The sequence below is a fragment of the Halobellus captivus genome (assembly GCF_003697845.1).
Classification (GTDB): domain Archaea; phylum Halobacteriota; class Halobacteria; order Halobacteriales; family Haloferacaceae; genus Halorubrum; species Halorubrum glutamatedens.
Window position 1 is genome coordinate 1 of sequence record NZ_RDQE01000026.1, and the last position, 14,171, is coordinate 14,171.

Genomic DNA, 14,171 nt, shown 5'->3' on the forward strand with positions numbered 1-14,171 from the left:
TCCCGCCGCACGACCGGATCCAGCCCATCCTGCAGTTCGACGAGCGCGACGTGTGGGACGCGTTCTGGCAGGTCGTCGTCCCCGAGACGGTCGAGGGCTTCCCCGAGGAGGGGTACGTCCCGGAGTCCGCCGACGACCTCCCCGAGGGCGTCTCCCAGGAGGACGTGCCGATCTCGCCGAAGTACTTCGCCGGGTTCCGCTCGCTCGGCAGCGAAGTGAGCACCGAGAAGACCACCGGCGAGCCGGCCTGGCTCCAGGACCTCGAGAACACCACCGAGCGCGCGGGCCGCGCCCAGGACAAGGAGGACCTCATGGAGCGCCTGCGCGACCTCGGCTACATGTAGGACCGGAGGGCCGAGGAAGCCTTCCGACTTCTCACCGCTCGTCACAGGTCGCCGCCGACCGTGCCGTCTCCGACGTGCTTTTCCACGGCGAGCGCGACTCTCCGGTAACATGGGCCTGTTCGACCGACTCCGCGGCGACGACGATCCCCGCGTCGTCTTCCTCGGTATCGACGGCGTACCGTACGATCTCGTCGAGGACCACCCCGACGTCTTCGAGAACCTCCACCGCATCGCCGACGCGGGAACCGGCGGGCGGATCTCCAGTATCGTCCCGCCCGAATCGAGCGCCTGCTGGCCCAGCCTCACGACCGGCTACAACCCCGGGAAGACCGGCGTGTACGGCTTCCAGGACCGCGAGATCGGATCCGACGAGACGTACGTCCCGATGGGCAAACACGTCCGGGCGACCCGCGTATGGGACCGCGTGACCGCGGACGGCGGCGACGCGACCGTGCTCAACGTCCCCGTGACGTTCCCGCCGCAGGACGACGTCCAGCGGATGGTCTCGGGCTTTCTCTCGCCCTCGCTCGAGGCCGCCTCGAGCGACTCGTCGGTCCAGTCGGTCCTCGAGGAGCACGACTACGTCATCGACGTGGACGCCAAGCTCGGCCACGACGAGGACAAGTCGGCGTTCCTCGAGAACGCCCACGACACCCTCGACGCCCGCTACGAGGTCTTCGACCACTACCTCTCCGCGGACGATTGGGACCTCTTCTTCGGCGTGTTCATGACGACCGACCGGATCAACCACTTCCTGTTCGGCGACTACGCGAACGACGCCCCCGACGCGGCGGAGTTCCTCGAGTTCTACCGCACGCTCGACGACTACATCGGCCGTATCTACGACTCGCTCCCCGAGGACGTCTCGCTCGTGATCGCCTCCGATCACGGGTTCACGGAGCTGGTCCACGAGGTGAATTGTAACGAGTGGCTCGCCCGGAACGGCTACCTGAGCTACGACGCGGACGAGCCGGACGAGCTCGCCGACGTCGGTGCCGACGCCGAGGTCTTCTCCTTCATTCCCGGTCGGTTCTTCGTCAACCTCGAGGGCCGGGAGCCGGACGGCGCGGTGCCCGAATCCGAGTACGAGGCGGTCCGCGACCGGCTGATCGAGGACCTGGAATCGATGACCGGTCCCGACGGCTCGCCCGTCTGTGCGCAGATCCACCGGGGCGAGGACGTGTTCGACGGCCCGGCCGCCGACATCGCGCCCGACGTGGTCGTCGTTCCCGAGGACGGCTTCGACCTGAAGTCCGGGTTCGGCCGAAAGGACGCGGTGTTCGCGGAAGGCCCCAGAAACGGGATGCACAAGTTCTCGAACGCGTGTCTGTTCACCGACGACGACCGGGTCGCGATCGACGACGTCGACCTCTTCGACCTGACGCCGACGCTCCTCGAGATGCTCGAGGTCGACGCCGACGACGCGGCGTTCGACGGCCGGAGCCTCCTCCGGTCGTAGTCCGACCGAATGTGAGTTCCGGGCGGAACTCTTTCCACTGGAGGTTCGTTTCCGACCGCGGAGTTCGTTTCCGACTGTAGAGTTTTGTACCTCGCGTGCGTCACGGGATCCATGAGCGAAGACTCACCGGATTCCGACGCGAACGACTCGCTTTCGCGGCTCGGGCGGATCGCGCTCGGACTCGGACTCGCGTTCCAGGCCACCGAGGACTTCCGTGACATGGACGACACGATCGAGTACGCCGAGTCGGCCGGGGTTCCGCTGCCCGAGATCGCGGCCCCGCTCGCCTCCGGGACGATGGTCGTCGCCGGGATCGGGATCGCGCTCTGGCGGCTCCCGCGGGTCGCGACCGGTGCGGCCGCCACCTTCCTCGCGGTCGTCACGGCGACGATGCACGACTTCTGGAACGCCGACGAGGACGACCGGAGCGGCGAGCGGCTGGCCTTCTTCGGGAATCTGGCGATGCTCGGCGGCGTGTTGGTCTTCCTCCGGCGGGCGTATCGGTCCGAGTGAATCGAACGTCCGAGTCTCGTTGCTTTCCGACGCCTCGTTGCCTACCAACGCCTTCCGATACCTCCCGCGGCGTGAGTCCCACCCGTCATCGACCGTAGTTTTATTCCTACCCGGTGTGTGAAAACGAATACACACGGTATCGACCATGGATCACGACATCAGCGCCACGGAGCCGTCGTCGCTCGCATTCTCACACCAACGCCGCGTCGTCGCGGGGCTCGCCGACGACGCCGTCGAGACGGTGTCCGACCTCCGGCCACGCGGCCGCGCCGAGGAGATCGAGGTCGCGCTCCGTGAGACGCACCTCCCCGCCCTCGAGGAGGCGGGATACATCGAGTGGGACCGCGAGACCGGCGAGATCATGCCCGGTCCGAACTTCTCGGAGGCGGCCGACCACGTCGCGGACCTCCCGAGTCCGGTCCTCGAGTCGGAAACCGAGGCGTCCGACGACTGACGACTGCCGATCGGGCACGGCCTTCAGTCGACGAACCGATCGCGTTCCGCCAGCGCGAGGTCGGTCCCGTACCGTTCGACGAGCGGCTCGACGGCCGCACCCAGCGCGCGCATACACGACGCCGTCGAGACGTATCCCAGCTCCTCGGCGACCGCCTCCCACGGCCGTCCCTGTAACACCTTCCGGACGAGGAGCCGCTCCTCGCGGTCGTCGAGCCCGCCGTCCTCGCCGTCGCTCTCGACGCCCTCTCCAACGAGTGCCGCGATCGCGAGGTCCCGGAACGCGCCGGGGGCGACGTCGTACATCCCCGGGCCGAACGACGCGGCGACGACGGCTCGCCACTCGTGGGGCGTGAGATCGACCGCCGTCGACGCCGGACAGGCCGCGAGAACGCCGCGAACCACGTCGGCGTCGACGTCCCGATGGGCGTCCGAGAGCGCGTCGCGCTCGCGGCCCCGAAGGGCGACCGCGTGCCGGTCGAGCAGTGTCCTCCCGGCCTCGTCGTCGGGCCGGAGCATCACCGCGGAGTGCTCGCCGGAGGCGTCGTTGCGGGTCGTCGAGAGGTGGACGCTCCGGTAGCCCGCCCGTCGCCAGAACCGGAGGAGCCGCGGGGTCGCGCCGAACCCGACCGAGAAGTAGTCGACCTCCTCGGCGAACTCGTCGTGGACCCGCTCGAGTAGGCGGGAGCCGAGTCCGCGGCCGCGGACGGCGTGGTGGACCGCGATCCGGACGGTCCGGAGCCCGCGGGGTTCGGCGGCGGACTCGTCGCGGAGCTGGCTCGTGAGCACGTCCGGAACCATGTTCCCGCGGACGCGCTCGCCCTCGTACATCCGTGCGCGCGTCCCCGGGTCGAGCCCGCCCTCCCGGGCGCACAGCGCGACGGCGACGACGCGGTCGCCGGCGACGAGCGCGCGGGCGAGGAGGTTCGGCGCGTCGAGCAGCCGCGCGAGGTCGTTCGGCTCCGTCCGGTAGTGGGCGGCGACGAGCAGTCCGAACGCCTCGCCCAGCAGCGTCTCGTTCGCGAGCAGCTCGTCGGGGCTGAGGGCCCGATAGTCGACGTCGCCGACGGTCGTCTCCGCGACCGCTTCCGATACCGCCGGACGAGCGTCGAGCAGCAGCGCGCGGGCGACCCAGGACTCCACCGGGTCGTCGCGGGCGTACCGGATCGGCTCGTCGAGCCGAACGTCCCGGACGACGAAGTCGCTCGCCGCGAGCCGGTCGCGGAAGCGTACCGAGAAGCCGCGGCCGGCTCCCTCGTAGCCGTGGACCGTCGTACAGAACGCGGCCGCCGGCGCGTCGAGGAACCCCTCCAGTAAGCGGACCGGGAGCGCGGCCGCCTCGTCGACGATGGCGCAATCCGGCTCGTCGGGGAGTTCGGCCGCGATCGCGGGCGGCGCGAACCGGACGCGACCGCCGCCCGATGTCTCGATCGTCCGATCGCCGTCCGGGTCGATGGCGACCCCGTCGACCACCTCCCGGGCACGGGCGAACACCTCCGCCGCGTTGCGGAAGGCGGGGGCGGTGACCAACACGTCGCTGCCGGCGAGCGCCAGCGCGCCGGCGGCGAGCCCGGCGGCGCTCGACTTTCCGCGCCCGCGATCGGATTCGACCACCACGGCCGACCCCGGCGTCGAAAGCGACTCCAGGACGCGAACCGCACGCGACTGGTCCGCGGTGAGACACGACCCGTACACCGCCTCGGGGAACGTCGCGGTCGCGGGGCGGCCCGGCGGCGAGCGCGAGCGCGACGGGGGCGAACCGGTGAGTCCGTCGCGTTCGATCGCGATCCCCGTTCCGGCGGCTCCGGGTCCCGTCGCGTTCAGGTCGACGACTGCGACGCCGGGATGCGTTCGGATCGTCCCGACGAGTCGCTCGCGGAACCGACCCGTCACGTCCACGAGCGCGAACGGCGGAACCGCGAGCGACTCGTCGAAGCCGTCGCGCCGATCCGGCCACTCGTCGAGTGGGGGGGTCGAAAGGACCAACAGCCCGCCGCCGTCGACCGCGCCGGCGACCCGGCCCAGCGCGTTCGGGACGAACCGGTCGTGACAGTCGAGGACGACGACCTCGCGCGTGCGGCCGAGGAGCTCGTCCGCGTCCCGCGGGGCGAGCCGCTCGAAGCGAAAGCCTTCGCGGGTGGAGACGATCGAGACCGTTTCCTCGTCGAGGTCGAGCGCCTCGATGGCGTCGTAGGCGGCGTCGATTCCGCGGTCGCGGTCGCCGGCGAGCACGAGGAGCCGCCGCTGGTTCGCCCGTTCAGCCTCGCGTTTCAGGTCCCTCGCCAGATCCGCGATCATTCGGTGGGCCTTCTCGGGCGGAGGGGATGTGTGTTGTCTTCGGCGGTCGCCGGAGCGGGACGCGGACCGACGTGACCTCACGGGGCAGAGGTGGACCGACACGGACCGACTCGGACCGACGCGGTTTCCACGAGGCGGGACGCTTACGACGCCGGGGGACCTCCCTCCGGGTATGACCACGGTCACGCTCATCGGCTCGCGGCTCGCGGACACGGGCCGCGAGTTCGTCTACGAGGGGGAGTCGCCCGACTGTGCGGGGTGTCCCTACCGGAGCCAGTGTCTCAACCTCTCGGTCGGGACGCGGTATCGGGTCACGGACGTCCGGGAGAACGCCCAGACGCTCGACTGCGCGGTCCACGACGCCGGGGTCCGTGCGGTCGAGGTCGAGCCCGCGCCCGTCCCCGCGAACGTGCCGTCGAAGGGGGCGTACGCCGGCAGCCGGGCGTCGCTCGCGGGGCCGTGTCCCCACACCGAGTGTCCGAGCCACGAGTACTGCGTCCCCGACGGGGCGGACTTCGACGAGGAGCGCCGGATCGAGCGGGTGCTCGGCGACCCGCCGCACGACTACTGCGCGCTCGACCGGGAGCTGACGCTCGTGGAGTTCAAAGCCGAAGAGGAATGAGGCCGACGCCCGCTACGGCTCGACGCCCGCTACGGATCGATCCCTGCCACCGCCCGATCCTGCCTACAGCCCGACGACCGCGTCGAGCGTGATCCGGATCGCGCGCTCGACGTTGTCCTTCGCCTTCTCGGGGAGCTCGTCGTCGGAGTCCGCGCCCTTCTGGGTGCCCGCGACGAGGTTGCCGTCGACCGTACAGATCGCGCCCGCGGAGAGCCCCTTCCGCCGGGCGAGCGAGAAGACGGTCGCGGCCTCCATCTCGATCGCGAGCAGGTTCGCCGCCTCCCAGTCGTCGACGAAGTCGTCGCTCTCGTTGTAGAAGGCGTCGTCGGAGACGATGGGGCCGACGTGGACCTCCTCGTCGTTCGCCTCCGCGCCGTCGACGAGCGCGGAGAGGACCTCGTAGTCGGGAACCGCCGGATACACCGCCGACTCGTAGCGCTTGCTCGTCCCCTCCTCCTTGGCCGCGCCGGTCGCGACGACCATGTCGCCGACCTCCATGTCGGCCTGGAGCGCGCCGCAGGTGCCACAGCGGACGAACGTCTCGACGCCGACCCGCGAGAGCTCCTCGACGGCGATGGCCGCGGAGGGACAGCCGATCCCGGTCGAACAGATCGTGAGGTCGACGCCCTCGTAGCTCGCGTTGACGACCTTGTACTCGCGGTTCTCGGCGACGAGTTCGCCGTCGTCACAGAGATCCGCGATCCGGTCGACGCGGCCGGGGTCGCCCGGGATGATCGCGGTCTCGTGGACGTCGCCCTCCTCCACCAGCAGATGCGGCTGTTTCGCCATACGAGCGTCTCCATCGGCCGCGCGCAAAAACGACCCGGTACTCGGCTCTCGTTGCTCTCCCCCGATCGTATCTCCACCCGTGGTCCCGCGTTAGTGCCGGATGGACGTTCCGGTCCGAGGCCACGGGGCGCCGTCAACGTCCATCGTCGATCCTCGTTCGAAACACCGACGAGCGCTGATCCGCGCGCGGAGTCGAGTTACGACCGGCTTAAATCCGACTTGCTCCGAATTACAATAACCGCAGAGCGGGTCCGCTTCGATATGTCTGACCGCCAGGTCGTCACTCTCTGGATCTCCGTGGCGGTGCTCCTCTCGGTGTTCAGTTTAGGTGGCGTCGTCGACGGCGGAACGGCCGCCGCCGGCAACACCGCCGAGTTCGAAGTGGGCAATGTTGGCCTCTCCGATGACGCGATCGACCAAGGAGGTACCGCGAAACTATCCGCCGACGTCACGAACGTCGGGGACGCGGAAGGGACGTTTATCGCCGAGTTCCGGGTGAACGGAGAGGTCCGCGATAGCGAAGAGGTCACGCTCCTAGGTGGCGACTCGACTGCGGTCACGCTGAGTGCGGTGTTCGAGGAGTCAGGGAAGTACGACGTTCAATTCACCGACGCGGACGCCGGCACGCTCACGGTTTCCGAGCCCACAGTCGCGGAGTTCGACGTCTCGAACGCTCGATTCGCGAACGAGACCGTACTCGAAGGAGAGACCGCCACGGTGTCCGCCGACGTAACGAACGTCGGCGACGCGGAGGGAACGTTCACCGCCGAACTCGAGGTCGGCGATAGCACGAACGGAGGCGACCGAGAGACCGTTTCCGTGGACCCCGGAGAGACTCGAACGGTCGATCTCGGCGAAACGTTCGAGGAGACAGGGAGATACCGGATCGCCGTCAGCGGCGAACCCGCCGGTACCCTGACCGTCGAGAAACCGGCTGATCCGAAGGTAGCGGACGCGATCCTACAGGAAACGGAGATCCCCGAGGGGGGCTCCGTCGGCGTCCTCGTGATCCTCGAGAACGCCGGAGATCGAGCCGGTGACCTCGACGTGGAACTGACTTCCGACGGGCCGGTCGAGCTGACCGAGAACGTGAGCGTTCCACCCGGGGAGGACCAGACGACGCTCGACCCGACGTTCGACGAGGCGGGAGAGTATCGGATCGCGGTCAACGGTGTCGGCGCCGGCACGCTCACCGTTACGGCACCCCCGGATCCGGAGGTGACTAACGCGACGGTGGATCCCGAGGTGATCCTCGTGGGTGACTCCGTCGATATCACGGCGACGGTCGGAAACGACGGTGGCAGGAACGGTGGACTCGTCGTCGACTCCGAGATCGATGGGGAGACCGATCGGAAACGGACGGTCTCCGTCGACGGCGGCGGATCGGAGAACGTCACGTTCACTAAGCGGTTCGATCGCCCCGGCGAATACGCCGTCTCGGTCAACGGTGTCGACGCGGGAACGGTCGTCGTCGAGACGCCGGCGGATCCGGAGGTGACGGACGCCACGATACCTGTCGACTCGGTTCTCGTGAACGAGTCCGTGGATATCTCCGGCGTAGTCGAAAACGGCGGCGACAGGGACGGCGAGATGGTCGTCGAACTGGCGATCGACGGGGACGTCAGCGACAACCGGACCGTCGCCGTCGCCGGCGGCGGATCGACGAACGTCTCGTTTACCACTTCGTTCGACGAAGCCGGCGAATATAACGTTTCGATCGCCGGCGTCGGCGCCGGGACGGTCGGGGTAGAGACGCCGGCAGATCCGCGGATAACGGGTGCGGCTCTGGAATCGACCGAGATCGTCGAAGGCGGATCGGTGGAGGTCTCCGCGACGATCGAGAATCCCGGGGATCGGGACGGCGAGATGGATATCGAATTGGCGGTCGACGGGAACGTCACCGACGAGCGGACCGTCGCCGTCGCCGGCGGCGGCTCGACGAACGTCTCGATGAACGAGACCTTCGACACCAGCGGCGAGTACAACGTCTCAGTCAGTGGGACCGATGCCGGTGTGTTGACCGTGGAGGTCGATGACGATGCCAGCGGCGGATACTCGGGGTCGTCCGTGTCTTCGGGTCCGTCCGGAATATCCGGGTCATCGGGATCGACCGGGTCTCCAGGGTCTCCGGGGTCGTCGGAGCCCTCCGGCTCGTCGGAAACTGACGACGACGCCGACCCGCCCGACGTCGAGCCGTCGTTGAACCGGACCGAAACGGCGGACGAGGTCACGGTCCGTGTCGACGACGCTGGAAACGGGAGCGTCGTCGTTCCGGTCGATCTCTCCGGACCGTCGGAAACGAGTCCCGATGTGTCGGTGTCCACCCTCGAGGTCCGTCCCGAGGGAGACCGGGGAGGGTTCCACGTGCGGGCCGCACGTCCGACGACCGATCCGGGAGACTTCCCGGCCGCCCCGCGCGGGACCGTGCTTGCGTACGTCGATCTCGGCTCGAACCTCGCCGCGAACGAGACGTCGGAATCCACCCTGCACTTCGAACTGGACTCGGCCGCGCTCCCCGACGGGACCGGCACCGACGACGTGCAAGTCATGCAGTACGTCGACGGGGAATGGACCACCGTCGGAGTAACCCATGGGGTCGACGGGAGCTCCCACAGCGTCGGACTCCCCGATGTGACTCCCCTCGCCGTGGTCTCGATCGAGCCCGGATCCGTCGAGATCGTGGACGCCGACGTCCCGGACTGGGTTCGCACCGGGTACGAGACCTCGGTGAGCGCGACCGTCCGAAACACCGGTAAACGGACGGTGACGCGAACGCTGGTCGTCTCGATAGACGGCGAGGCCGTCGCCGAACGCGACGTGTCGGTCGAACCCGGAGAAACCGCAGCCGTCGATATCGCCTTCGAGCCGACGGACGGCGGCACGGTCACGCTTGACGGCGTCGAGGTCGGAGAGCTTTCCGTCGGCGATAGCCGCGGCGGCTCCGCTCCTTCCTCGGACGGCTCCGATTCAACGGACGATATCCCCGGGTTCGGTCCGATCACGGCGATCATCGCGCTACTGGTGGCGGCGCTGGCCGCTCGGATCCGGCGCTCTTGACCCATAAGTTCGGAAGGTAGATTTCGTACAAACGGGTAGCGGCTAATATTGCTGGTGAAGTCCGATCTCAGATCTCAGTCGGGAGAAAACTCATCGAGTCACCAAGACACTAAACAAATCTGATAAGAAAACGGGAAATTACCGGTGTGACCGAAACACGCGTCGCTACCGAAACTCAGGAAAACCCAGGAAAATCAGGACTCGTCAGTCAGGCGGGTCAAGCCCATCTTCACGGAACATCAAGATAAACGCTGACGCCAGGAAATCAGCCATTGACAGCAACGGGTCTAATCGGTCATCGAACGTTAACCGGCCGTAATCATCGAACGCTTCAGATGCGAGTCGTTTCAACGAGTGATCCGTCAGCCGCCACAGATTATACAGCAAGCAGCTGAACACGAACGAGAAATACCGCATCCGGTAGTCCTTCGACGCGATCGACGGTAGCAGCGGCTGAAGGACCTTGTATTTAATTTCTATATCCCACCTTTTCGAATACCGGTTACAGATCCCCATCGCATCTTGCGGCAACACGTCATCCCGATTCGTCACGAACACCGTGTACTTCACATCGTCTTCTTCGGTGAACACCCAGTCGTCCCTCTTAGCAGGGACGTACATGAAATTCACATCATGACTGTATCCATCTTCACCAACCGTGTCGTCACGTTCAGCCTCAACTTACCGTGTTTCGTTCCCGTTCAAATAGAGTGATGCAGGTTGCACTCGACTCACCAACGTCGGATCAGATTCTACCTCCGCCAAATCTTGCTTCAGTGCCTTCGAGTTCTTCGTTTTCGGCAGAAGGTAATTCACGTCGTGGTACTGGTCGAGCACGTGTTTGACCTCACGCGTATCGAATGCACGGTCTGCCATCACGAGGTGAATATCCACGAGCTCAGTCGCCTGCTGCATGAGTCGGTCAACCGTTTCGGCCCATGAGACCGACATGCCGTTGTCGAGTTCCCATCTCGAATCATGCCGGACCGGTTCAACAGCCAGGACTATCGGGTCGTTGTGCCCGACGATCGTGAGGGTGGCGTACTCGTACCCGTACGGTTTGTCACCTTTGCCAGTGATCATCTCCGGATAGTCATCCTTCGGAACTCGATATTCACCATTATCGAATTCCACTCTCGGATCACCAGGTTCGATGGCTTCTTCTCCCTTGTACGGGGTGACGCTAACGGGCACGCGAACGGTATCGATTGCAGCGACTACTGGCTCACTGAACTCGTCAGCTTCTCGAATACGGCCAAGCATGTTCTTGACCGCGTCCGAGAATTGTGGTTGAATCGTATCCGCGATGTTCCGCCAGTGCGGAGTCGGTCGGCGTCTTCCATTGAAATCATCGAGTGTGTACTGGTACGATGATGGTGTGCCGAGTTTCTTCACCGCGCGGACGTGCGTGTCGTTGTGGAGTGCTCTCGTGCGGAATTTGTTGAACGTCCGGAACGCTGACCGTGTTCCCGCGCGGTCAGAGAGACTCATCAGGATCTGGTGTTCCCACACGGTCCGGTCTTCGTGCACGACGTTATGTGCTCTCCCAGTATCGAACGCCGGGCACACGTCGTTCAGCGCGGCTGAAATGATATTTGGGGCGTGTTCATCGACGTAATGGTGGAGTGGTGTGGAGGATTCGTCTATCTCGTCTGGTGACGGGGTCGGGTCCGGTGATTCAAGATCTTTATCGTAGTGACCTTGCTGTCTACCGGCGTCTCTGATTCCCTTCGCAATATCGTTGAGCAGGGACCTGAATTCGTATGAAAATCGGTGTCTTTTGGTGTATGAAAAGGCCGCCTGCGTTGGTGCTCGGTTAAGCCCAAACCGTTGTTGGAGGTACTCCCAGTTTCTCACGCGGGATGTTACCTCCTCTTGTTTCATCTCTGCGGCTTCTTTGTACAGGTAGAGACGGACCATCGCCTCGAAATCGAACGTATCATCGTTATTGATGCTGTACTCATCGTAGACCTCGCCCATCGGTAAGTCGAGCTCCCCGATTACGCGGGACACGTGATCATGGACTTCGAAGAGAGATGTCGCTTGAGCGACTACCCGTTCTTTAACGGTATTTTCGGGGTCGTCAGTCATTCAGCACCCCCGTCGAACCGGTGAATCGCAGCCGAGATTTGGAGTGGAAACCGAGGGGTGCTACCCAGGACTCACCAGTTCCCCACCAGCAATAGCCGCTCAGCTCACTGGTACCGTGGATTTCACTCCACGGCGAGGTGAGCTGGCGTCGGGATGTGGTGGTGAGGGCCATGACCTACTGGCGAGTGGTAGGTTTCAGGGTTACTCGGCCACTAACCCGGTTCGAGTACTGCGATTCAGACTGCGTCTCCGTCTTTCACGATGAATCGCTGTGATCGGAATCACTTCGAACTCTTCCTGACCCAGATCTTCACACGATAGTATCTGTGCGAGGTAGAACGCATTCACATCAACAGCGACAGACCAAGCGTCGTACTCTACACTTACATCTTGGGTGACAGTACGGTCTACGAAGAGATCTCGGAACAGGCCGAAAGTGGCCTCCCAACGGCTCTCAAGTGGTTTGAAGTATTCTTCTTGGACATCCTTAGGATCATTTACCGGTACATTCGTCAATAAGGGAACCCTATCACACTCCGTTGAATCTTCCTCTGATGGAATGAGGGCGACATCTGTTGTGGTTTCAGGAGTGCCGTTGATGACGACATCAACGCCACGTTCAATGCTTGGATTCCTTACCACGTACGTTGGGAGCTGTGGAGTACGTTTCTGGGGTGGTCGTGCACTCCGGTCGGGTATGATGTATTCGAGATTCCGCAGTTCAAATTCGAGAATTGTTTTGGGTGAACTGAATCCCGATGACGTGAGAACCCGTCCGATGGATGCGTGTATCGAAGCGTCAAGAAGTGCAGCTGCGATTTCCCTCGGCGTCTGAGGATCTTCCTCACGACTTGATACCGGAACGACTGCGAGGATACACGGGACTGGTTCGGTCAATGCCGTGGCAATTCCGAACGTGGTCGTCTGCTCAGGACCGTTCGAAGATTGATTAATGGAGTCGTATTGTCTGGGTACGGGGATATCGACTATGTCAAATCTGACAGTGATGTTTTCCAACGAGCGCGCCTTCGAGTGACGGATGGCATGTATCGTGGAAGACACCGATGCGTAGAACCTATCTTCCGCACGTTCTAGCGGCGTGTACTGGTCGCTAATCTTCCTCCGTTCTGCGTTGATGCGTTCGAACGCGTAATGGGCGGGCTGTACGATCGAGGCCGGATCCGGTGACTGACCGGTGGGTTCGTTCGGATTCATATGTTCCATAGGCAGATTAGTACAACACGTACCATATTCGAGGGGGTGTTGTTTCCGAATCTGCACACAGTACAATACAGAATCCGGAGTTATGAAACCCTATAAGCAGTATAATCAGTGTTTTAGCAACTTTCCGAATTCTCCGATCGACGCGATCAATTAGTACGTTTCATACTACGAGTACAGTTCATACCGAGGTTTTACTGTGTAGTCTCACGCACACTGCGATAACGTGGATTACAGCGATAGCGAGACCGGTGGAGGGCCAGCTCCGCCTGACGAATTCAGCGATGAGATACTCGATCAGATGATTGAGGTGCTCTCATCTGCTGGTGGGGCGTGGCTCATCGCGCAATTACATGAAGAGCCGAAGCGTTTCCAAACCCTACGTCAAGACTTTCCAAAAAGCCCGTCAACAATTGATGAGCGCCTCGGAGAGGCGAGAAAAGCGGAGTTAGTGGACGAGGAACCAAAGTACGTTAAGAAAAAGAAGTACCACCAACTCACCGAGAAGGGTGAAGTGATTGGTGACGAGATCGAACGGACTGATCTACTACGGATTCAAGAGGAAATTTGGCGTCTTGAACAGGAACTCGACGAGGAAATCGACGCGTTCCGCGAATCCCTGGTAGAGAAACAGGACGAACTCAACGAGGCGTTTATTGAAAACGTACGAGAGTCTCACTCTACAGACGACAATGCAGACGTGCAGTAAATATTGGGCTCCCAGTAGGTCTCTGTGAAGATTTGAATATTATGAGAGATAGACGAGAGATTCGATTTGAGATCCCGTTCCATATTCGCTCACCTGACGGCTTTCAGAATCTCGATAATCTTTTCCAAGTCCGAGTTTCGAACTTCCCAATCGGCATCGGATTCAAGACATTGAGCGATGGCCAGGTTCGGGTAGGTGGAATGGCGACGATTAGAAAGGACAAGTTCGGTACTGTAGTTCGCTCACAAGTTCGGGCCGTATTTCAACCAGAGTTTGAGAAGCTAATCCCGGATGACGTGCCGGATGAAGGGTTTTACCCCGCTGGTAAGTGGGTTTCAGACCGTGATGGGTTGTACATCAAAGCTGCAGTTGCCGCGTTGAACAAACTGTTAGTGATTTACCGAGAGGAGACTGGTAGTTTTTGGATTCACCCTCTTGAGATGGGTGATATCGGTGAGTTTGAAATTCAAGACTACGAAGAGGGGGACGTAGTCCAATCGGAGCAACGGGCAGTTACTCGGGTAGTGTTCAGATAAGCTGATTCCATGCGAATGCGAACGATCTCAGCCACTCGTTTGCTGTTTCTGCTTCGGCGTTGCTGAAACAGTTTGAGAA

12 protein-coding genes and 2 pseudogenes are annotated in these 14,171 nt (G+C 63.2%); 8 read left to right on the top strand and 6 right to left on the bottom strand.

Features of this window, described 5'->3' with window-relative positions; all coding sequences use genetic code 11:
- The 4 genes and pseudogenes from EAO78_RS17220 to EAO78_RS17235 all read left to right on the top strand — a co-directional run.
- Positions 1–344, top strand: a pseudogene (locus EAO78_RS17220) (phosphoadenosine phosphosulfate reductase family protein); the annotation flags it as partial.
- A 109-nt stretch (positions 345–453) separates the two neighbouring features.
- Positions 454–1,803: an alkaline phosphatase family protein gene (locus EAO78_RS17225; protein WP_122106974.1), complete on the top strand. Its 1,350-nt coding sequence runs from the start codon at positions 454–456 to the stop codon at positions 1,801–1,803.
- Between the two features lie 111 nt (positions 1,804–1,914).
- Positions 1,915–2,316, top strand: coding sequence for a DoxX family protein (locus EAO78_RS17230; protein ID WP_122106975.1), 402 nt, complete (start codon positions 1,915–1,917; stop codon positions 2,314–2,316).
- Positions 2,317–2,461: 145 nt separating this feature from the next.
- Positions 2,462–2,770 (top strand): DUF7344 domain-containing protein, encoded by a 309-nt coding sequence (locus EAO78_RS17235; protein ID WP_122106976.1) that lies wholly within the window; start codon positions 2,462–2,464, stop codon positions 2,768–2,770.
- A gap of 23 nt (positions 2,771–2,793) precedes the next feature.
- On the opposite strand, the gene tmcA is transcribed toward EAO78_RS17235, so the two are convergent.
- Positions 2,794–5,067, bottom strand: a complete 2,274-nt coding sequence (gene tmcA / locus EAO78_RS17240) for a tRNA(Met) cytidine acetyltransferase TmcA (protein ID WP_122106977.1) — start codon at positions 5,065–5,067, stop codon at positions 2,794–2,796.
- 172 nt (positions 5,068–5,239) lie between these two features.
- On the opposite strand from tmcA, the gene EAO78_RS17245 reads away from it, so the two are divergent.
- Positions 5,240–5,689 (top strand): UPF0179 family protein, encoded by a 450-nt coding sequence (locus tag EAO78_RS17245; protein WP_122106978.1) that lies wholly within the window; start codon positions 5,240–5,242, stop codon positions 5,687–5,689.
- A gap of 63 nt (positions 5,690–5,752) precedes the next feature.
- Here the strand turns inward: EAO78_RS17245 and EAO78_RS17250 are convergent, their stop codons facing one another.
- Entirely contained in the window at positions 5,753–6,478 is a 726-nt protein-coding gene (locus EAO78_RS17250) for a nucleoside phosphorylase (RefSeq protein WP_122106979.1), read from the bottom strand.
- Positions 6,479–6,739: 261 nt separating this feature from the next.
- Between EAO78_RS17250 and EAO78_RS17255 the strand changes: the two genes are divergently transcribed.
- Positions 6,740–9,535, top strand: a complete 2,796-nt coding sequence (locus EAO78_RS17255; RefSeq protein ID WP_122106980.1) for a CARDB domain-containing protein — start codon at positions 6,740–6,742, stop codon at positions 9,533–9,535.
- A gap of 204 nt (positions 9,536–9,739) precedes the next feature.
- Here EAO78_RS17255 and EAO78_RS17260 read toward each other — a convergent pair whose 3' ends face one another.
- From EAO78_RS17260 to EAO78_RS17830, 3 genes are all read right to left on the bottom strand, one after another.
- Complete coding sequence (locus EAO78_RS17260) at positions 9,740–10,126, bottom strand: hypothetical protein (protein ID WP_136516544.1); 387 nt, start codon at positions 10,124–10,126, stop codon at positions 9,740–9,742.
- Between the two features lie 90 nt (positions 10,127–10,216).
- A complete protein-coding gene (locus EAO78_RS17265) occupies positions 10,217–11,626 on the bottom strand; it encodes a hypothetical protein (RefSeq protein ID WP_122106982.1) in 1,410 nt (469 codons plus the stop codon).
- A 201-nt stretch (positions 11,627–11,827) separates the two neighbouring features.
- Positions 11,828–12,841, bottom strand: coding sequence for a hypothetical protein (locus tag EAO78_RS17830; RefSeq protein ID WP_136516545.1), 1,014 nt, complete (start codon positions 12,839–12,841; stop codon positions 11,828–11,830).
- 232 nt (positions 12,842–13,073) lie between these two features.
- On the opposite strand from EAO78_RS17830, the gene EAO78_RS17270 reads away from it, so the two are divergent.
- Positions 13,074–13,556 carry a hypothetical protein gene (locus EAO78_RS17270; RefSeq protein ID WP_122106983.1) on the top strand — a complete coding sequence of 161 codons (483 nt, stop codon included), beginning with the start codon at positions 13,074–13,076 and terminating at the stop codon, positions 13,554–13,556.
- A 200-nt stretch (positions 13,557–13,756) separates the two neighbouring features.
- Positions 13,757–14,092: a hypothetical protein gene (locus EAO78_RS17275; protein WP_122106984.1), complete on the top strand. Its 336-nt coding sequence runs from the start codon at positions 13,757–13,759 to the stop codon at positions 14,090–14,092.
- Here the strand turns inward: EAO78_RS17275 and EAO78_RS17280 are convergent.
- Positions 14,085–14,171: pseudogene (locus EAO78_RS17280) on the bottom strand (IS6 family transposase); the annotation flags it as partial. The gene EAO78_RS17275 and the pseudogene EAO78_RS17280 overlap by 8 nt on opposite strands.

Excerpts from the sequence above, each read along its gene's own strand:
- tmcA (WP_122106977.1), bottom strand. The coding sequence starts at position 5,067 with ATGATCGCGGATCTGGCGAGGGACCTGAAACGCGAGGCTGAACGGGCG.
- EAO78_RS17275 (WP_122106984.1), top strand. The coding sequence starts at position 13,757 with ATGGCGACGATTAGAAAGGACAAGTTCGGTACTGTAGTTCGCTCACAA.
- EAO78_RS17245 (WP_122106978.1), top strand. The coding sequence starts at position 5,240 with ATGACCACGGTCACGCTCATCGGCTCGCGGCTCGCGGACACGGGCCGC.
- EAO78_RS17265 (WP_122106982.1), bottom strand. The coding sequence starts at position 11,626 with ATGACTGACGACCCCGAAAATACCGTTAAAGAACGGGTAGTCGCTCAA.
- EAO78_RS17235 (WP_122106976.1), top strand. The coding sequence starts at position 2,462 with ATGGATCACGACATCAGCGCCACGGAGCCGTCGTCGCTCGCATTCTCA.
- EAO78_RS17230 (WP_122106975.1), top strand. The coding sequence starts at position 1,915 with ATGAGCGAAGACTCACCGGATTCCGACGCGAACGACTCGCTTTCGCGG.
- EAO78_RS17255 (WP_122106980.1), top strand. The coding sequence starts at position 6,740 with ATGTCTGACCGCCAGGTCGTCACTCTCTGGATCTCCGTGGCGGTGCTC.
- EAO78_RS17250 (WP_122106979.1), bottom strand. The coding sequence starts at position 6,478 with ATGGCGAAACAGCCGCATCTGCTGGTGGAGGAGGGCGACGTCCACGAG.
- EAO78_RS17225 (WP_122106974.1), top strand. The coding sequence starts at position 454 with ATGGGCCTGTTCGACCGACTCCGCGGCGACGACGATCCCCGCGTCGTC.
- EAO78_RS17830 (WP_136516545.1), bottom strand. The coding sequence starts at position 12,841 with ATGAATCCGAACGAACCCACCGGTCAGTCACCGGATCCGGCCTCGATC.